Genomic DNA, 18,049 nt, shown 5'->3' with positions numbered 1-18,049 from the left:
AATTAATTGTATTTAAGCCATTTATAGAGCTCTTTGTAAGTAGGTTTTTTTCCGTACATAAGAATACCCACGCGGTAGATCTTAGCAGCGAACCAAACGATGCCTATAAAAGTAAGCATTAATAAAAAGATGGAAGTTATTAACTGCCACCAGGGCACTCCATCTGCTCCTACCCCTGCGGGAAGACGCATCAACATAACGATGGGGCTGGTTAACGGAAACAGCGAAAACCCGACCGCAATAGGGCCATGGGGATTGTCAAATACAGAAAAGAATCCTACATAGATGGCCAGCATGAGCGGCATGATCACCGGCAGCATGAATTGCTGGGTATCGGTTTCATTATCAACGGCTGCGCCTATAGCCGCATAAATAGAACTGTAAATGAGATAGCCCAGCACGAAGTAGATAATAAAAGAAATAAAAAGCGTGAACCAGGGTATTTTAAACAGTTCGGTCATGTAGATCTGAACGATCTCGTTAGATGCTGCGGCTTGGTTAATAGTATCCATCGTTTCCGGAGGCAGATTGGTTCTCGAGTTCAACTCATTCCATTGAATACCCATTAATGAGAAAACCACCACTCCGAGCAGGGAAGCAGAGAAGATCCAGATCACGAATTGCGTAATACCGGCCAGGGAGGTTCCGATGATCTTACCCAGCATTAATTGAAAAGGTTTCACTGAAGAGATGATCACCTCGATAATACGACTGGTTTTTTCTTCGATGACACTGCGCATTACAAAAGCCCCGTATATTATGATGAACATCATAATAAGGTAGCCAAAAGCCCCGCCTATAGCGGCCTTAAGCTCATTAACTCCTTTAACACTTCGCTCTCCGCTGAAGGTCGCTGTTCGCATTTCGAAATTAGAGGCCAATTCCTGCACCTTTTGCTGAGACACCCCTAATGCTTCAAGTTTTTCTTCCCGGATTCGCTTGCCTATCCGCGACTCAAGCATTCCTGTAACCGTCATTGAGGGTGAGCTCTTGGAGTAAAACCGGATCTTTTCGGTAATATCAGTAATATCTTTTCCATCCGGAATATGAAGCAACCCGTAATATCCCATCGAAGCCACCGAGTCTTTTGCCGTTTCCAGGTCGAGATCAACCAGATCAAGAAAAGACAGTTCAGGCCCTGTGATGAACTGATTGCCAAAATACGGGCTTTCATCAAGGATGGCGATCACCCTTTTCTGGTCGCTGTTCATACGCGTCAGAAAAACCACCACGGCGATCATTCCTACGATAAGCAGCGGACTCAGAACGGTCATAACAATGAACGACTTGTTCCTGACCTTGGCAAGGTACTCTCTCTTTATGATCAGTTTAAGCTTGTCCATGCTCCTCCTTTCTTTGCTCATTCACTTTTTGAATAAAAATATCGTTGGCGCTGGGTATTACCTCCTTGAAATAAACCAATTCTGCACGCTCGTTAAGCGCTGCAAGAAGCTCCCTGCTGCCTAAGCCATTCTTCAGGGCTACCCTGAGCTTTAACTCCTCTTCAAAAACCTGAAAGCTTACTGCTTCAGAGGTGAGCAAGCCTGCTAACTCTGTTTTCAACCCTTCAGGTTGCTGATGCTTTAGTCCTATTTCATAGGTATTGCTTTTATAGGCTTGTTTGATGGCACTTAATTTACCATCCAGTATCTTTTTGGAATTGTGAAGCAATGCAATATGATCACACATCTCCTCTACCGATTCCATTCTATGGGTTGAGAATATTACTGTTGCCCCCTTATCCCGGAGTTTTAATATCTCATCTTTAATAATATTGGCGTTGATAGGATCAAATCCGCTAAAGGGTTCGTCAAATATCAAAAGTTCGGGTTCATGCAAAACGGTGACGATAAACTGAACCTTTTGTGCCATTCCCTTAGAGAGTTCCTGTACTTTTTTTCCCCACCATTCGCTGATACCAAACTTATCGAACCAGTATTGAAGTCTTACTTTGGCATCCTGGTGGCTTAATCCTTTTAGCTGAGAAAGGTACAGGGCCTGTTCTCCTACCTTCATCGATTTATACAACCCTCGTTCCTCCGGCAGGTAACCAATGTTCTTTATATGATTCCTGTTAAGAGGGGTACCATTAAAAAGAACCCTGCCCTCATCGGGGTGGGTGATCTGATTGATAATACGTATCAAAGTGGTTTTTCCGGCACCGTTGGGTCCGAGTAACCCAAAAATACTGCCTTTGGGAATAGTCAGGCTAACCTGGTCAAGGGCGAGATAATCTCCATACCATTTACAGAGGTTCTCCGCTACCAGCAAATCGGTCATGATAAATGTGCTTTTTCTCAAAGATATAAAAAGCAAGGCTCACGATTCGGGAAGAATGAAGAATAATAACCCGGGGATTAAAAAGAAAAACCCACCCTTAATATGGATCAAGGATGGGAAAAAATTGCTATGAAAAAGAAAAAATTAACGCTAGTTAGACCTAGCATTATTACAAAGATAGTTTTTTTTAAAACACTAAAAAGTTAAATTAGGAGAACATATCCTTCACTTTCTCGAAGAAGGATTTCTCACTTTTCTCAGGTTTTGGAATGAAATTTTCATCATCAACCATCTTTTCAAAAAATTCTTTTTGCTCTTTATTCAAGGTTTTTGGCGTCCATACATTCACATGTACCAGCAGGTCTCCGCTGCCATAACCGTTAATGCTTGGCACCCCTTTACCTCTTAATCTAAGGATCTTCCCTGACTGAATACCCTCCTCAAGTTTTATACGCACTTTACCGTTCACGGTGTCGATCTCTTTGGAAGTTCCCAGCACCGCCTCGGCGATATTAATATAGAGGTCAAAATGAAGGTTATCGCCCTCACGCTTCAGGCTTTCATGTTCTTTCTCTTCGATAGCCACGATCAGGTCTCCGGGAATTCCGTTTCCTGGGGCTTCATTTCCCTTTCCTGAAACTTTCAGCTGCATGCCGTCAACAACCCCGGCAGGTATTTTGATGGCTACCGTTTCTTCTTTGATCACCATTCCCTGAGGGTCAGCATTTCCGGGTTTTTTATCGATCATCTGTCCTGCTCCTGAACAGGTATTACAGGTAGATGCTGTTTGCATACGTCCCAGAATGGTATTGGTAATTCGTGTTACCTGCCCGGTACCGTTACATGTAGAACAGGTCTTATAAGTAACCCCATCTGCCTGTATCTTACGACGTACTTTCACCTTTTTTTCAACGCCCAGGGCTACTTCTTCCAGCGTTAGCTTCACACGAATTCTCAGGTTACCTCCTTTTACACGGCCACGACCTCCGCCGAATCCGCCACCGAATCCGCCGCCAAATCCGCCACCGCCGAATGCACTGCCGAAAATATCGCCGAACTGGCTGAAGATATCATCCATGTTCATGTTGCCACCACCGAAGCCTCCGGAGCCGTCAAAGGCTGAATGGCCAAACTGATCATATTTGGCTCGCTTATCCGCGTTGCTCAATACCTCATAAGCCTCTGCCGCTTTTTTGAACATATTTTCGGCTTCCGTATCCCCGGGGTTCTTATCCGGATGATACTTAATGGCCATTTTACGATAAGCCTTTTTTATCTCCGCCGTACTGGCACCTTTATCAACTCCTAATATTTCGTAATAATCCTGTTTCATCAAACTCTGGAATTTGGGACCCGGCCACTGCCGGATGTATTCATAAGATAATTTACCATAGCCGGGATATTACCCCGTTACAGTACAGATCAGGCCTGTCCTACAACTACCTTTGGGTGGCGAATGATCCGGTCACCTAGCTTATAACCTTTTTCAACCACATCAATGATCTTGCCTTTCAGGTCCTCAGAAGGTGCCGGGATCTGGGTTATAGCCTCATGTACCTCAGCATCAAACGCATCTCCCTGGTTTACTTCGATCTGGGATAGTCCTTTTCCGTTCAAGGTGTCTCTGAACTTATTGTGGATAAGCTCTACCCCTTTAAGAACGCCTTCATCACTGCTCTTTACCAGTTCAGCCATGGCGCGGTCAAAATCATCCAAAATAGGAAGCATGGCCACCATAATATCCTGCCCTGCAGTTTTAAACAGCTCTACACGCTCTTTAGAAGTTCTTCTTTTATAATTTTCAAACTCTGCGAATAAGCGCAGAAATTTGTCTTTTTCCTTCCCCAGTTCTTCAGCAAGCAGTTCCTGTTCTGAACGCTCTTCCTTTTGTTCTTCCTGCTGCGCTTCTTCCTGAACCTGGTTCTCGCTCTGTTGAGCTTCCATCTCTTTTGTATCCTTTTCTTTATTTGCCATATTCAATGATGAAAATTTTACCTCAATTTCAAACGGCAAAAGTACTGCCATTTCCTCTAAAATGTCAAAATGTCATCTTAATTATTTAATAAATTATTAATACTCATCCACCGCCAATCTTTCTATTTTTGATGCACTAACAAAAAACACAATTTCAATCATGAAAAAGAATTTCGTAAAAATTACAGCCATTGCTGCTGTTGCCGTTTTGGCATCTTGTAAATCGGAACCTAAAAATCAAGCTGCCGCTGAAGAGGCTGTAGCCATTGAGGAGGTAGCCGATGCAGCTGCTGTAACATACAGCGCAGACCCTGCCAACAGTGTCATTGAATGGAAAGGGTTCAAACCAACAGGTACACATACCGGAACCTTATCTATTTCAGAAGGAAACTTCCAGATGAGCGGAGATGAGATCGTTGGTGGTGAGTTTACCATTGACATGAATACCATTACCGTAACCGACCTGGAAGCCGGAGATGGTAAAGAAGACCTGGAAGCACACCTGAAAGGAACTGTTGAAGAAAAGCAAGACCATTTCTTTAACGTAGAAGAATTCCCGACAGCTACTTTTGAGGTAACAGGGGTTAAAACTGAAGGTGAAAAAACTATGATGGAAGGAAACCTGACCATTAAAGGAATCACCAAGAATATTAGTTTCCCTGTTCAAATGCAGAACAACGGCGACATGATCGAAGTAAGCAGTGAAGCCTTTAATATTGACCGTACGCAGTGGAATGTAAACTACGGATCTAAATCAATTTTTGATGATCTGGGAGATAAGTTCATCAATGATGAGATCGAGTTGAGCATTAAGGTTGCAGCCAACAAGGCTTAATCACGAGCAAGAACTTTTTTATACAAGGTCGGTATTTCAAAATACCGGCCTTTTTTTATATAAGCAGATTTGTCAGGGCCGGCATCAGGTTCGGATACTTAAAACTAAATCCACCCGCTTCCAGTTTCTTCGCGCTCACCCGCTGACTTTCCAGTAAAATAGAGCTCATTTCTCCTAACAGGGCCGTTATCACAAATTCCGGAATATTAGGCAACCATAGTGGTTTATTCAGGGTTTGGGCGATGACCTGGATAAGTTTATTTTGCGTTACCGGGTTCGGGGCAACACCATTGTAAACTCCGGTGAGTTCATGCTGTAAAACAAACAAGAAAATATCGGCCAGATCTTTAATATGGATCCAGCTTTGCCATTGTTCTCCACTTCCAAAAGCAGCCCCGGCATAATTCCTGACCGGTGCAGCCATTTTTGGCAGGGCACCTTCTTCATCACTTAGCACCAATCCGATACGAATCTTAGCTACCCCAACCCCTAAAGACTCAAATTGATCGGCAGCCTCTTCCCAGGCGTTTACCACCTTCCCGAGAAAGGTGTCTGCCACTTCAGGGCAATCCTCTTCGTAATAATGGGTCAAAGAAGAAGGGTACACCCCAATAGCAGAAGCACTGATGAGAAAATTCGGTTTTGCAGCAGCATCCTGAAGTCCGCTTCTGAGCGTATTCAGAGAATCTACCCGGCTTTCAAGCACCTTTTTCCTGTAAGAAGTAGTCCAGCGTTTCGCAATGCTGCTGCCGGCAAGGTTTATCATAGCATCTACCCCCTGAAAGCAAGAGGTATCTATAATATTTTTAGATGGGTTCCAGTAGAAACCCTTACAGCCTTCTATGGCATCAAGCTTATTTTTACTGGTGGTTAGATAGTTTACTGAAATTCCCTGCTTCAGGCATTTTTTAACGATAGCTCGACCGACAAGACCTGTAGCACCTGTTATCAATAAGCGCATTGATTGATAGTTTTATTTTAAAAATACGCAATTAACACAGGGTGTTTCAGCGGTTTAATGAAGATTTAACAGTAAAAGGAGTGTTTCATTTAACTATTTTCATTCAGCAGGTTTAACAGCCCTCATCATTTCGCGCTTCCCGGGAGGGCCGGGCAGTTTTTCCACATTAAACCCTACAGCCTTCATAGCTCGTCTTACGCTGCCTTTGGCAGCATAGGTAACCAGAATACCTCCGGGCACCAATGCATCATACATTCTTTGAAAAATATTCTGTTCCCAAAGTTCAGGCTGGACCCGCGCTCCAAACGCATCGAAATAGATCAGGTCGGTGGTAGCTTTCTCATCGATATCCTGGAAGAATTGTTTACGCTTTAAAAGCGAAAATTCAGGAGCCAGTTCTTCCGGAGTTTCCCAGGGGGTGAGATGCAGTTTTTCGAATAACCCGGCAAATTCGGGGGCTACCTGTAGTTCTTCACCGTAATTGAGCTTTGTCCACTCTTCTGCTTCAACAGGATAGGCTTCTACCCCCGTATAGGAGATCTTAAGTCCTAACATTAAAGCCTCCAAAAGGGTAATATAGGCATTCAGACCGGTGCCAAAACCGATCTCCATAATGCGCATATTCCCATTAAACTTTTCAATGGCCGGCTCTAAACCCATGCGTATGAACACATGAAAAGCTTCCTGTATGGCCCCATGCCTGGAATGATAGTGTTCATCCCAGTCTTCCAGGTAGATGGTGGTTGAACCATCGGCAGTCTTGATGATCTTTCGTTGCATTTATTCCATTATTCTCACCCCGGAGGCCTCAAAAGAAAGTGTTTTTTTAGGATCGGTAATAGCCTCGATCTCTTCCTGTGAACTTCCGGCGTCTTCAGCAAAATGTTTCTGATCTTCTACACTCATCAGATCTACAAAGGCCTTCCCTTCTACAATGACTTTCTTTCCGGCCAGGTCTTTAGGCATGAAAAAAGCATAATCCTTAAATTTTACCATGGCAGTGCGATCGTCACCCAGGCTGAGCTTCATCCAGCAACCTTTAACCTGGCACACTTCAAGCACCTCAGCTTCGAACCCGGTACTCAAGGTGTCGTCTACACCCATGCTTTTGTATGCTTCAGCCATATCGGCTGCCGATAATACCATCTCAGCCTTTACCCCTGCTCCGAATTCGAGAGCATTGGTTACTACCTCTACTTCTGATGTAGTTTCTTCTGCAACAGCTTTATCGGTCTTACCATCCGGTTTACATCCTGTTGCCGTTAAAACCCCGGCCAATACTATCCAAAGGTGTTTCATAGTTACCTGAATTTAATAAATCTATGGAATGCTAAATAAATGAAAAAAGCCCCAACAGCCCCAATTGTTCAGTTATTTATTTGCTAATTTTGCCAAAACCACTAAAAATGACAAAAGAAACTATACAAGACATCCATGTGGAAAAAGCGGCATCAACACGCATCAATGAGGTTGACTTTAACAACCTGACCTTTGGTTCTGTGTTCACTGACCACATGTTCGAATGTGATTTTAAAGATGGCGAATGGAAAAACCCCACGGTAAAGCCTTACCAACCTCTTACCCTTGACCCTTCTGCCAGGGTATTTCATTACGGTCAGGCCGTCTTTGAAGGTATGAAAGCCTACAGAGATGATAACGATGAGACCTGGTTGTTTCGTCCGGATGAAAACTTCAACCGAATCAACAAGTCTTGCGCACGTCTGGCTATGCCGGAATTCCCTGAATCCTATTTTTTTGACGGACTCAAAACCCTATTAGACCTTGATAAGGACTGGATCAAGAAAGGATTCGGAAATTCTCTGTATATACGCCCATTCGTTATAGCAACGCAATCGGGGGTCATGGCCTCGCCTGCCAATGCCTATAAATTCATCATTATTTGCTCTCCCGCTCAATCCTACTACGGAGGAGAGGTTCGCGTAAAGATCGCCGATCATTACAGCCGGGCCGCAAGCGGAGGGTTCGGATATGCAAAGGCCGCGGGTAATTATGCCGGACAGTTCTACCCAACCAATCTGGCTAAGGAAGAAGGTTTTCAACAGGTGATCTGGACCGATGCCAACACCCATGAATACCTGGAAGAAGCAGGAACCATGAATATCTTCTTCAGGATCAATGACAAGTTAGTGACCTGCCCTATCAGTGATTGCATCCTTGACGGGGTAACCCGAAAAAGTGTAATTGACATGGCCAAAGACATGGGGATCGAAGTAGAGGTACGCCCGATAAAAGTAAAGGAAGTCATCGAGGCTGCAGAGAACGACTCGTTAAAAGAGATCTTTGGTAGTGGTACCGCAGCGGTGATCACCCCCATCCTTGGTTTTGGATACAAGGGAGATAAGTGGGAGCTGCCTAAGCTTGACAGCCCTTATGCTTCACAGATCAAGAATAAGATCATGGAAATTCAATACAACAAGGCTGAAGACAAATTCGGCTGGCGTTATAAATTATAATGAAGGAACGGGGCCCTGAGCCCCGTTTTTTTATTGATTCTCTCCCATGGCTGCTGCTTCAAATGACCTCAGCACAGCAGCAATATCAGGTGTAAAATAGTCAGGTCCCTTCATTACCTTCCCATCTTCCCGATATATGGGGGTGCCATCCTGACCCAGTTTACTCATATTACTTTCCTGTATCTTCTGAAATACTTCTTCTATAACATCCTGCATACCGTGTTCCAGGATAGTGCCGCAAAGAATATACAGCATATCTCCCAACGCATCGGCTACTTCAACGAGATCATTATCCCGGGCAGCCTGGAGATATTCTTCATTTTCTTCAGCCATCAGCCGATACCTTAAAGCGATCACTTCTTCAGACAGTGAAGTTGTAGGTGCAGGTGCCTTGCCCAGACCGAAGGCTTTGTGAAATTGTGCCACTCCCTTAAGTTGTTCTTTCATATCAGATAGGGTATTCTTCAGGAAAAAGGGTATTAAACACCCCTTTTCCTATGGTTTATTTTGATTAATTTCGCCTAAAATAAGAATTATGTTTACTCCGGGTCAAAAGATCTTTGCCGTGCTTTTTGTCGTGGCCTTCATTATTATCATGGTCTTCAGTTACCGAAAAGACAAAAGCATACATTTAAAACAATACCGGGGTACGATCTGGGTTTTAATCGGCTTTATAGTTTTTATGGCTATCCTTCTCACGATTAAGTTTCTGATTACCCAATAAGAGATTCGTTTTCAGACCTTGTAACAAATCGGGGGCTTGTAAGGGGTTTTTTGTATTTTAGAGAACTGAAATCCTGACCGAATGAAAATCTTAAAATACCTCCTCTTTCTGTTTTTGATCGCCATCATTGGTTTTTCAGTTTATGTAACCACCCAACCTGATGAATACCGGGTGGAAAGAAGCAGGCTGATCAACGCTCCTCTATCTATGGTTTACGATCATATAAACGATTACAGTAAGTGGACTCACTGGTCGCCATGGATGGAAAAAGAGGAAGACGCAACATTGAATTTCAGCGACCCATCATTCGGAGAAGAAGCTACCTATAGCTGGAAGGGTGATGAATTGGGAGAGGGCAGCATGACCACCATATACAGTGCCAGGGACTCCATCCTTCAAAAGATCAATTTCATAAAGCCATACGAATCAGAAGCCGATGTATTCTGGAACCTTGAAAAAACCAAGACAGGGATACAGGTAAGCTGGGGCATGGAAGGCAACCTTGGCTTTATGGAAAAAGCTTTCCTGGTTTTTCAGGGCAACAGTATGGAAGCGATCATAGCTCCTGATTATGAGCGCGGATTACTCAATCTTGACCATTATCTGCATGAAGAAATGGCAAAGTACAATATTGAATTTCCCGGGATAACCCAATATGGCGGTGGATACAGTGTTTACCAAACAACCGCTTTCAGAATATCTGAGGCAGACGATCAGATCGCTAAAATGACCGAAGAGGTAAGCTCCTATTTGGAACGTGAAAATATTGGGGCTGCAGGACCTCCCTTTGCCGTGATCGAAAAATGGGACCTCGAAAATGACGCTGCCCTGATCGCCCTGCACATTCCGGTAAGAGATCAGCTCACCATGCCTTCAGGCTCTACCATCTTTAGTGGGTATACCCCTCCGGGAGAATATTACAAAGCGGTGCTCACCGGAGATCATAAGAACCTGAAAGAGGTATACGAAAAAGCCTATTTTAACCTGGAAAAGCTTGACTATATGGTTCCCGAAGAGCGTTCAGGTTTCGAAGTGTTCGTAAAAGGCCCCAAGGAATCCGAAAATCCCGCAGAATGGGTCACCGAAGTTTATATTCCTTTTGCAAAAAAAGACCCCTCGAATTAATCCTCCCAATTTATGCAAGTATTTAAGGCCATACTGGTTGTGTTCTTAGGAGGCGGATTTGGGAGTGTATGCCGATTTCTTCTTTCTAAATGGCTCAACCCCATATCCGGCACCTTTTTCCTGGGTACTTTTAGCGCCAATATACTGGGCTGCCTTGTTATAGGATTTGTTTCCGGCCTTGCGCTTCGCAGTCAATACCTGGATCAATATCTGGGTCTCCTGGTAATTACCGGATTTTGTGGAGGCTTTACCACCTTTTCCACCTTCTCATTAGAAAACCTCAACCTGATACGTAGTGGTGAGCTCAACCATTTCCTGGTATACACAGTGATCAGTCTTCTCACCGGGATCGCTGCCGTTCTGAGCGGATTATGGCTTGGTAAAAGCATTTTCTAGATTCCTTTTTAAATATTAAGTATTTATCAATTCACCCCTTATTTTGATAGGGTGTAATTACAAAATATGTAAAAATTCAGAATACACCCCCTATTTTTTTGTGGTTCGATTAGAAATAAATTAGATTTATCTCGTCTAATCATATGAGTTCATGAAAAAAATCGAAGCCATTATTCGCAAATCCAAATTCGAAGATGTTCGCGATGCCCTGCATGATGTAGGGGTTAATTTTTTCAGCTACTGGGACGTTACCGGAGTTGGGAATGAAAAAAAGGGGCATGTATATCGGGGGGTAAGTTACAGTACTGCCGATATTCAGCGACGATATCTCTCTATCGTTGTTAACGACGACTTTGTCGAACCCACCATTGACGCCATTTTAAAATCGGCCGGAAGCGGGAAGGTTGGCGATGGAAAAATATTTGTCTCACCTATAGAGGAGGCCTACCGGATAAGAACCCATGAAAAGGGAGGCTCATCATTAAACTAAAAACAGAAGATCAATGGACAATATATTAACCACCAACAATGTTTGGATGATGATCTGTACCGGTTTGGTATTTTTCATGCATCTTGGATTTGCTTTTTTAGAGATAGGGCTTACCCGAAAAAAGAATGCCATCAACATTCTCTTTAAAAATGTATTCATCATCACCTGCGGACTCTTACTGTATGCGCTGGTTGGTTTTAATTTGATGTACCCGGGAGAATTCAACGGATTTCTGGGGTTCTCGGGCTTTGGTCTTGATGCCCCCCTTCAAGGTGGTGCTCTTGACCTGAGTTATAACCAGGGGTATACCTATTGGACCGATTTTCTGTTCCAGGGCATGTTTGCAGCCACGGCAGCCACCATTGTTTCGGGGGCGGTTGCAGAACGAATGAAATTATTACCATTCATGATCTTTACCATTCTCTATGTAGGGCTGGTATACCCCATTGCGGGCTCCTGGAAATGGGGAGGCGGTTTTCTAGATGACTTCGGATTTTATGACTTCGCAGGTTCTACCCTGGTTCACTCTGTGGGAGGTTGGGCTGCTATTATCGCCGTAGCGCTTTTAGGCTCAAGAATCGGAAAGTTCAAACCCGATGGTACTCCCGGAGCCATCCCCGGACATAATATACCTTTAGCCATGGCCGGAGTGATTATTTTATGGCTCGGATGGTTTGGTTTCAATGGAGGTTCGGTACTTTCTGCCGATCCCGGACTAACCTCGCTCGTACTGGTTACCACCTGTCTTGCAGCCGCTGCAGGAGGAGTATTTGCCAGCATTCTCTCTACCCTGCTCTATAAGAACATGGACCTTACCATGTTTCTCAACGGAATCCTGGGTGGGTTGGTAGGTATCACTGCCGGGGCCGATGTTATGAGCCCTATGGATGCCATTGCCATCGGTGCCATTGCAGGTACTATTGTAGTGCTTGGCGTTGCACTTATTGATAAATTAAAGCTTGACGACCCCGTTGGAGCTATTGCCGTTCACCTGATCTGTGGTATGTGGGGCACCCTTGCCGTGGGTATTTTCGGAGACCTGGCTGGTTGGAGCCAATTTATTGCCCAGGTATCCGGGATCGCCGTTTACGCAGTATTTTGTTCAACCTCTGCTTTCCTGATCATTTATGGATTAAAAGCAACGGTGGGCATCAGGGTAAGCGCACGGGAGGAGATCGACGGACTTGACACCCATGAGCATGGAATGGACGCCTACGAAGAAGGTCTGGAGTCTTATGCCGATCTCAGTGTAGAACATTCCAGGTAGACCATAAAGGCATATTCTGATCGTAAAAGCAGTCCATCCGGACTGCTTTTTTTATGGGTAACGTTGTTCTCCGCTTCTTATAGCAGCTTCCAGGTGATTTTCCGGCGGAACCAGCGGACATGAATACTTGCTGTTATAAGCGCAATAAGGATTATAGGCTTTATTAAAATCTAGCATCAGTGTATCTGCTTCCGGAATGGTCAGATCCAGGTATCGTCCACCCCCATAAGTCTCCGCTCCATTTGTGAGATCGGTAAATGGTAAAAAAAGATAGTTTTCATATTGAGGATCCCGTTGTAGTTCCAGGTCGCGGTACACTTTCAACCGGTGGGTCTTACCGTGAAGTTCAAAGGTCAGTTCGCCATACTCCTGCTGTATCATGACCTCATTGGTGGTTGTTTCCATGCGAATCATCTTCGGCAAGACAGCACGCTCCAACCTGGCCGCCACCCTATAGGTTGAATCAGGACTAAAATATACAAGTCCTTCAAAGTTTGCCCGTTCTTCATCAGGCAATGGAGAGCGATCAGCATTGCGAAAAACAGCATCTTTTTCTTCTCTGAGGGTCGTGATGGTTTCATTGAAATCTGCGACTACCTCCGATCGGTCTTGTTCTTTTACCTCGCCGGCATCGTGATAACGTTTATCTGATTTACAGGAAATCAAAAACAGTAAAAAAATAAGGAGCAGCCTTGTGATCATGAATTTTATTTTTTTCAAAAATACTATATATCGATCTTTTTCATAGCTTTGAAAAAAACAGATCATGAACAACTATAAAACATATGCCGTTCGAAGCATGAATAGCCACAAATGCCGAATTCAGTAATGTGTTTTAATTAATATACCCTGAAAAAACCCGGCCCGAAGGCCGGGTTTTTTTATGGTTCAACTTTTAAAAATGAGATCTATAGCCCGACAATACATACGGTCTTTTGAAGGTTTATCACCCGAGGTGTGGTGGCTTTCCCTGGTTACCCTGATCAACCGGGCAGGCACCATGGTTATCCCTTTCCTGTCCTTATACCTTTCAGAAAGTCTTTCATTTGATCTCGAGTCTATAGGGTGGGTAATGAGCGCTTTCGGACTGGGTTCTCTTATCGGGTCTTGGTTAGGAGGTAAACTCACAGATCGCCTGGGGTACTACAAGGTCATGTATACCAGCCTTTTGCTTTCAGGAGTAGGATTTATCATCTTACAATATTTACAGACCTTCTCCTCGTTATGCCTGGGTATTTTCGTGATCATGCTGGTGGCCGATGCCTTCAGACCTGCAGTATTTGTAGCCTTAACAGCCTACAGCAAGGAAGAGAACAGAACACGATCTGTAAGCCTTATCAGGCTGGCTATCAACCTGGGTTTTTCTGCAGGCCCCGCTTTGGGCGGACTGATCATAACCCATCTTGATTATGCCGGATTGTTCTGGGTAGATGGTATTACCTGTATGGCTGCAGGGGTATTAATGCTGGTTTTACTGGATCCCAAACGAGTTAAAACCGAAACACCCTCAGTGATCAATACTGAAAATATAAGTCCGTACCGCGACCGATCGTATTTACTCTTTATAGCAGCCACCTTTCTGTTTGGTTTGGTATTTCTCCAATACTTCTCAACAGTACCTCTGTTCTATAAAGATATTCACGGATTGAGCGAGGGTGCTATCGGGCTTATTTTGGCTATGAATGGTTTTTTGATCTTCCTGCTTGAAATGCCCTTGATAAAATACCTGGAAAACAGATCGGTATCAACCATGGGGTATATCCTTTTCGGCATCCTGCTTACCATGCTCAGTTTTTTGGTTCTGAATTTAGGCAGCTGGAGCGGGCTGCTTATCATAGGCATGCTGCTTATGACCCTTGGAGAGATGGTGGCCTTTCCTTTTTCTAACGCCCTGGCATTAAAAATGGCTCAAAAAGGAAAACAGGGTGCCTATATGGCCCTATACACCATTGCCTTTTCTTTCGGACATTTATTCGGGCATAATTCGGGTATGCAGCTGGCCAGCTGGAAAGGATATGCTTTCACCTGGTGGATCATGATCCTCACAGGCGGTATCAGTATGCTTATGCTGTTTCTTCTACGTCCGATCCTCCGTAAAGAAAGGATCTCCTGTTAATGCATACCCTATACGGTAAAATGGCTTTGGTTACAAACTAAAATAAATATGTAGCTTTAACGGTAATTCAAGACCCTTAAACTCATGAAAAACCACCTTAGGTTCAGCCTGCCTCTCTTATTGGCCACAGTAATCTTTACTTCCTGCGACAAAAAGGAGCATTATCACCTTTTACTGGAGAATACCCGTATCGTTGATGTGGAATCAGGAACGATCTCAGATCGTATGTTGGTCGGTGTTACCGGTGACAGCATTAGAACTGTGCTCCCTATGAGTGAGAGGAACTCAGTGGAGGCAGATACAGTGATCAATGCAAACGGAAATTATCTGATGCCCGGTTTATGGGATATGCATGTACACTTCAGGGGCGGAGATACCCTGATTGAAGAAAATAAAGAGTTCCTGAAAATGTTTCTTGATCACGGGGTCACTACGGTCAGGGATGCCGGAGGAGATATGACTCCTTCCCTTCTTCAATGGCGTAACGAGATCATGAACAAGACCTTAGCAGGCCCTGACATTTTTACTTCAGGCCCAAAGCTTGACGGGGAAAAACCGGCCTGGCCCGGATCTCTTCAAGTCACCTCAACAGCATCGCTCAACAGCGCCCTTGATTCCCTGGAAAAAGTTGGGGCAGATTACGTGAAGATCTACGATGGCTCTCTTTCAGACACCATGTATTATGAGATCATAAAAGGTGCTGAAAAAAGAGGTCTAAAAGTTACCGGGCACATGCCTATGGATGCCGATCTTAATAAGGCTATTTCGGCAGGACTTGACGGCATTGAACACCTCTATTACCTTCTGGCAAGCACTTCTTCTGCTGGAGATAGTATCAGAGCCCTACAACAAGGCTACCGAAGCCTGCCCCTCTTATTAGATACCTATGACGCTCAAAAGACTTCGAAGGTATTTCAACAACTCATTAAAGGAGAATTCTACGTGACTCCTACCCTGCATATCACTGACGTATTAACCGATCTTAAATATGAAGACCACCGCGATGATAACTTCCTTTCTCAAATAGGAGATGGAATCATAAAAACATACACCAGGAGAGAGATGGCAGCGAAAGGCAGAGATGAAACAGCACAGGCCTATACCGAAAAGCGAAGAACCATTTTTAAGGAAATGGTTCAACCCCTGCATGAAGCAGGAGCCATTATCCTGGCCGGCTCTGATTGTGGTGCTTTTAACTCTTATGTTTATCCCGGTATTTCATTGCAGGAAGAACTTATTGCATTAACCGAGGCCGGACTGAGTCCTGCAGACGCCTTGATAACCTCGGTAATTCATGGTCCTAAGTTCTTCGGACTGGAAAAAAGTTACGGAAAGATCTCTAAGAACAAAATGGCCCATATGATACTTCTTGCCGAGGACCCCCTAAAGAATATCGCAGCCATTCGGGGCATACAGTTAGTCATAAAAGGTGATCAAATCTACACGCCTTGATCAGATAAAAAACCCGAAGGTGACATCTTCGGGTTTTCGGAACTAACACTTATCGGGCTGTCATGCCGCCCGTAAAGATCGAATTCTTGAACAAATATGATCAGGTATCAAAAGGCCATATGATCGGTATTAAAACCATAGTCAGGATAAAAGTCAGTAACAGCAAGGGAGTTCCCACCTTTACGTAATCAGTAAACTTGTACCCTCCGGCACCCATAACCATGGCATTAGTAGTGGTACCCATGGGAGTAATATAGGCGGTAGAGGCACTAACAGCCACAGCCATCATAAACGGTCGTGGTGATACTCCTATCCCGGTTGCAGCCATAAAAGCAATAGGTGCCATTAACACCGCGGTAGCAGAATTGTTGATGGTTTGACTAAGCATTGTTGTAAGCAGAAACAATCCCGCCATGAGAAATAATGGATTCGAATTCCCCATAGCACTTACCATAGTTTCTGAGATGAGTTCTGCAGCTCCCGTTTTTTGCAGGGCTACTCCCAGGGGAATCATCGCCCCGATCATAATGACGCTCTCCCAACCAATACTCTTGTACACCTTTCCCAGCGGAACGCATCCGGTTAGTAGCATCAAAGCTGCACAAATCATCACCCCAATAACTCCGGGAACAAGTTTAAAGGCAAGCAAAACGATCATTAGCACCAGGATACCCAGGGCCATATATGAACGGGCATTCAGAACATCCACATCTTTAGACATGCTCTCTGGGCTTCCACAGATCACGAGATTCTCATAGATCGATTTTAACTTATCGATGTTTTCCCAGCTTCCTCGAATAATGAGCGAATCACCCTCCTTCAGGGTAACATTGACATCTTGCAGGGGTTTTCCGTTTCGGTTTATACCCAGTAACTGTATCCCGAACCCGGAAAGATATTGCCCTAAGGGAAAGCTTCGCCCAACGAAATACGATTTAGGAGTAATAATAACCTCCACCAACCCCACTTCCTGGTTGATAAATTCCTTTTTTAATTCTTCTTTTTGAAATTCCTGGGGAATCAAGCCCAATTTGAACTCCCTGGTCAATCTTTCTATATCTTTGGATGCACCCTTCACGGTGAGTATATCGTGATAGAACATTACGGTTTCACCTTCCGGGAATTCCACATAAGCCTCTACGCCTTGTAAAGGTTTGGGGTGTCTCCTGCGAAGTCTGACCACCGAAACTCCGTATTCCTTTTCCAGATTCCACTGGTTCAGTGGCGTATTAAGCATGGGTGACATGGAGCGCACCCGAAGACGATACAGGTTTTCTCCAATACTAAAGTCAGAAATCCATTTATGAACCTCCTCGTCAAGATTTACCGGCCTGTTATTAGTTTTTACGTCGGGTAATAGTCGTACTGCAAATACCCGCATATAAAGTACCGCTAACAATAAAACAGGAACACCGATGAGACTAAACTCAAAAAAGGAAAATCCCACCTGATGCTGGTCGCTCAGATAATCGCTTACAATAATATTAGTGGGTGAACCTGTCAGGGTGAGCAACCCACCGGCATTAGAACCGAAAGCCACAGGTAATAGTAATTTTGAAGGCAGTGTTCCTGCCCCCCATGCTGCGGCAATGGTTACCGGAAGCAGGGCCGCAACGGTACCGGTATTGCTTACAAAACCCGACAGCGTGCCCGATCCGGAGGTCACCAGAACAATGAGCCTGGAGATTTTATTTTTAGCCATTTTGACAAATTTCCTGCCTATTACAGCTGTCCATCCGGTCCTTGACAAACCTTCTCCAATTATAAAGAGGGCTGCGATCATGACCACCGTTGCATTACTGAAGCCACTTAAAGCCTCAGGCACGGTGAGAATCCCGGTTAAATAAAGGGCCAATAATGAGCCAAGAGCTACCATATCCGGGGGATACTTACCCCAAATAAAAAGTAACACAGTAACCAAAATGATAGCAAAAAGTAGGGTGATCATTTAATTG

The 18,049-nt window shown here is 44.3% G+C and carries 18 protein-coding genes; 8 read left to right on the top strand and 10 right to left on the bottom strand.

All coding sequences use genetic code 11. The features are described 5' to 3' along the window. Positions 1-2: 2 nt before the first annotated feature. The 4 genes from E7Z59_RS06780 to E7Z59_RS06765 form a co-directional block, all read right to left on the bottom strand. On the bottom strand, positions 3-1,343 hold the full coding sequence (locus tag E7Z59_RS06780; RefSeq protein ID WP_136335568.1) for an ABC transporter permease: 1,341 nt from the start codon (positions 1,341-1,343) through the stop codon (positions 3-5). Beyond that, complete coding sequence (locus E7Z59_RS06775; protein ID WP_136335567.1) at positions 1,330-2,280, bottom strand: ABC transporter ATP-binding protein; 951 nt, start codon at positions 2,278-2,280, stop codon at positions 1,330-1,332. Before E7Z59_RS06775 ends, E7Z59_RS06780 begins: the two co-directional genes overlap by 14 nt. Positions 2,281-2,488: 208 nt before the next feature. Continuing rightward, positions 2,489-3,613 (bottom strand): molecular chaperone DnaJ, encoded by a 1,125-nt coding sequence (gene dnaJ, locus E7Z59_RS06770; protein ID WP_136335566.1) that lies wholly within the window; start codon positions 3,611-3,613, stop codon positions 2,489-2,491. A gap of 89 nt (positions 3,614-3,702) precedes the next feature. Next, entirely contained in the window at positions 3,703-4,254 is a 552-nt protein-coding gene (locus tag E7Z59_RS06765; protein WP_136335565.1) for a nucleotide exchange factor GrpE, read from the bottom strand. Between the two features lie 160 nt (positions 4,255-4,414). On the opposite strand from E7Z59_RS06765, the gene E7Z59_RS06760 reads away from it, so the two are divergent. Further along, positions 4,415-5,089: a YceI family protein gene (locus E7Z59_RS06760; protein ID WP_136335564.1), complete on the top strand. Its 675-nt coding sequence runs from the start codon at positions 4,415-4,417 to the stop codon at positions 5,087-5,089. A 55-nt stretch (positions 5,090-5,144) separates the two neighbouring features. Here E7Z59_RS06760 and E7Z59_RS06755 read toward each other — a convergent pair whose 3' ends face one another. From E7Z59_RS06755 to E7Z59_RS06745, 3 genes are all read right to left on the bottom strand, one after another. Next, positions 5,145-6,050: a TIGR01777 family oxidoreductase gene (locus E7Z59_RS06755; protein ID WP_136335563.1), complete on the bottom strand. Its 906-nt coding sequence runs from the start codon at positions 6,048-6,050 to the stop codon at positions 5,145-5,147. Positions 6,051-6,149: 99 nt separating this feature from the next. After that, positions 6,150-6,830 (bottom strand): tRNA (5-methylaminomethyl-2-thiouridine)(34)-methyltransferase MnmD, encoded by a 681-nt coding sequence (gene mnmD, locus E7Z59_RS06750; RefSeq protein WP_136335562.1) that lies wholly within the window; start codon positions 6,828-6,830, stop codon positions 6,150-6,152. Further along, a complete protein-coding gene (locus E7Z59_RS06745) occupies positions 6,831-7,349 on the bottom strand; it encodes a DUF4920 domain-containing protein (RefSeq protein WP_136335561.1) in 519 nt (172 codons plus the stop codon). A 107-nt stretch (positions 7,350-7,456) separates the two neighbouring features. On the opposite strand from E7Z59_RS06745, the gene E7Z59_RS06740 reads away from it, so the two are divergent. Then, entirely contained in the window at positions 7,457-8,524 is a 1,068-nt protein-coding gene (locus tag E7Z59_RS06740; protein ID WP_136335560.1) for a branched-chain amino acid aminotransferase, read from the top strand. Between the two features lie 30 nt (positions 8,525-8,554). On the opposite strand, the gene E7Z59_RS06735 is transcribed toward E7Z59_RS06740, so the two are convergent. Continuing rightward, positions 8,555-8,971 carry a pyrophosphohydrolase domain-containing protein gene (locus tag E7Z59_RS06735; RefSeq protein ID WP_136335559.1) on the bottom strand — a complete coding sequence of 139 codons (417 nt, stop codon included), beginning with the start codon at positions 8,969-8,971 and terminating at the stop codon, positions 8,555-8,557. A 358-nt stretch (positions 8,972-9,329) separates the two neighbouring features. Here E7Z59_RS06735 and E7Z59_RS06725 point away from each other — a divergent pair, with 358 nt between their 5' ends. The 4 genes from E7Z59_RS06725 (at position 9,330) to E7Z59_RS06710 (ending at position 12,526) form a co-directional block, all read left to right on the top strand. Next, complete coding sequence (locus E7Z59_RS06725; RefSeq protein ID WP_136335557.1) at positions 9,330-10,373, top strand: SRPBCC family protein; 1,044 nt, start codon at positions 9,330-9,332, stop codon at positions 10,371-10,373. A gap of 12 nt (positions 10,374-10,385) precedes the next feature. Beyond that, positions 10,386-10,769 carry a fluoride efflux transporter CrcB gene (gene crcB, locus E7Z59_RS06720; protein ID WP_136335556.1) on the top strand — a complete coding sequence of 128 codons (384 nt, stop codon included), beginning with the start codon at positions 10,386-10,388 and terminating at the stop codon, positions 10,767-10,769. Between the two features lie 151 nt (positions 10,770-10,920). Further along, entirely contained in the window at positions 10,921-11,259 is a 339-nt protein-coding gene (locus E7Z59_RS06715; protein WP_136335555.1) for a P-II family nitrogen regulator, read from the top strand. 13 nt (positions 11,260-11,272) lie between these two features. Further along, on the top strand, positions 11,273-12,526 hold the full coding sequence (locus E7Z59_RS06710; protein WP_136335554.1) for an ammonium transporter: 1,254 nt from the start codon (positions 11,273-11,275) through the stop codon (positions 12,524-12,526). A 51-nt stretch (positions 12,527-12,577) separates the two neighbouring features. Here the strand turns inward: E7Z59_RS06710 and E7Z59_RS06705 are convergent, their stop codons facing one another. Continuing rightward, entirely contained in the window at positions 12,578-13,228 is a 651-nt protein-coding gene (locus E7Z59_RS06705) for a DUF1684 domain-containing protein (RefSeq protein ID WP_136335553.1), read from the bottom strand. Between the two features lie 199 nt (positions 13,229-13,427). On the opposite strand from E7Z59_RS06705, the gene E7Z59_RS06700 reads away from it, so the two are divergent. Together E7Z59_RS06700 and E7Z59_RS06695 are read left to right on the top strand one after the other, a co-directional pair. Then, positions 13,428-14,642, top strand: coding sequence for an MFS transporter (locus E7Z59_RS06700; RefSeq protein ID WP_136335552.1), 1,215 nt, complete (start codon positions 13,428-13,430; stop codon positions 14,640-14,642). A gap of 84 nt (positions 14,643-14,726) precedes the next feature. Further along, entirely contained in the window at positions 14,727-16,094 is a 1,368-nt protein-coding gene (locus E7Z59_RS06695) for an amidohydrolase family protein (RefSeq protein ID WP_136335551.1), read from the top strand. A 100-nt stretch (positions 16,095-16,194) separates the two neighbouring features. Here E7Z59_RS06695 and E7Z59_RS06690 read toward each other — a convergent pair whose 3' ends face one another. After that, entirely contained in the window at positions 16,195-18,042 is a 1,848-nt protein-coding gene (locus E7Z59_RS06690; protein ID WP_242015664.1) for an SLC13 family permease, read from the bottom strand. Positions 18,043-18,049: the final 7 nt, after the last annotated feature.

The organism is Robertkochia marina (assembly GCF_004799345.1).
Lineage (GTDB): Bacteria > Bacteroidota > Bacteroidia > Flavobacteriales > Flavobacteriaceae > Robertkochia > Robertkochia marina.
The sequence above is the reverse complement of the archived record's forward strand: the minus strand, read 5'-3'. Positions and strand labels throughout refer to the sequence as shown.

Bases quoted from the DNA above. Each gene is read 5' to 3' on its own strand.
- E7Z59_RS06780 (WP_136335568.1), bottom strand. From the start codon at position 1,343: ATGGACAAGCTTAAACTGATCATAAAGAGAGAGTACCTTGCCAAGGTC.
- E7Z59_RS06775 (WP_136335567.1), bottom strand. From the start codon at position 2,280: ATGACCGATTTGCTGGTAGCGGAGAACCTCTGTAAATGGTATGGAGAT.
- dnaJ (WP_136335566.1), bottom strand. From the start codon at position 3,613: ATGAAACAGGATTATTACGAAATATTAGGAGTTGATAAAGGTGCCAGT.
- E7Z59_RS06765 (WP_136335565.1), bottom strand. From the start codon at position 4,254: ATGGCAAATAAAGAAAAGGATACAAAAGAGATGGAAGCTCAACAGAGC.
- E7Z59_RS06760 (WP_136335564.1), top strand. From the start codon at position 4,415: ATGAAAAAGAATTTCGTAAAAATTACAGCCATTGCTGCTGTTGCCGTT.
- E7Z59_RS06755 (WP_136335563.1), bottom strand. From the start codon at position 6,050: ATGCGCTTATTGATAACAGGTGCTACAGGTCTTGTCGGTCGAGCTATC.
- mnmD (WP_136335562.1), bottom strand. From the start codon at position 6,830: ATGCAACGAAAGATCATCAAGACTGCCGATGGTTCAACCACCATCTAC.
- E7Z59_RS06745 (WP_136335561.1), bottom strand. From the start codon at position 7,349: ATGAAACACCTTTGGATAGTATTGGCCGGGGTTTTAACGGCAACAGGA.
- E7Z59_RS06740 (WP_136335560.1), top strand. From the start codon at position 7,457: ATGACAAAAGAAACTATACAAGACATCCATGTGGAAAAAGCGGCATCA.
- E7Z59_RS06735 (WP_136335559.1), bottom strand. From the start codon at position 8,971: ATGAAAGAACAACTTAAGGGAGTGGCACAATTTCACAAAGCCTTCGGT.
- E7Z59_RS06725 (WP_136335557.1), top strand. From the start codon at position 9,330: ATGAAAATCTTAAAATACCTCCTCTTTCTGTTTTTGATCGCCATCATT.
- crcB (WP_136335556.1), top strand. From the start codon at position 10,386: ATGCAAGTATTTAAGGCCATACTGGTTGTGTTCTTAGGAGGCGGATTT.
- E7Z59_RS06715 (WP_136335555.1), top strand. From the start codon at position 10,921: ATGAAAAAAATCGAAGCCATTATTCGCAAATCCAAATTCGAAGATGTT.
- E7Z59_RS06710 (WP_136335554.1), top strand. From the start codon at position 11,273: ATGGACAATATATTAACCACCAACAATGTTTGGATGATGATCTGTACC.
- E7Z59_RS06705 (WP_136335553.1), bottom strand. From the start codon at position 13,228: ATGATCACAAGGCTGCTCCTTATTTTTTTACTGTTTTTGATTTCCTGT.
- E7Z59_RS06700 (WP_136335552.1), top strand. From the start codon at position 13,428: ATGAGATCTATAGCCCGACAATACATACGGTCTTTTGAAGGTTTATCA.
- E7Z59_RS06695 (WP_136335551.1), top strand. From the start codon at position 14,727: ATGAAAAACCACCTTAGGTTCAGCCTGCCTCTCTTATTGGCCACAGTA.
- E7Z59_RS06690 (WP_242015664.1), bottom strand. From the start codon at position 18,042: ATGATCACCCTACTTTTTGCTATCATTTTGGTTACTGTGTTACTTTTT.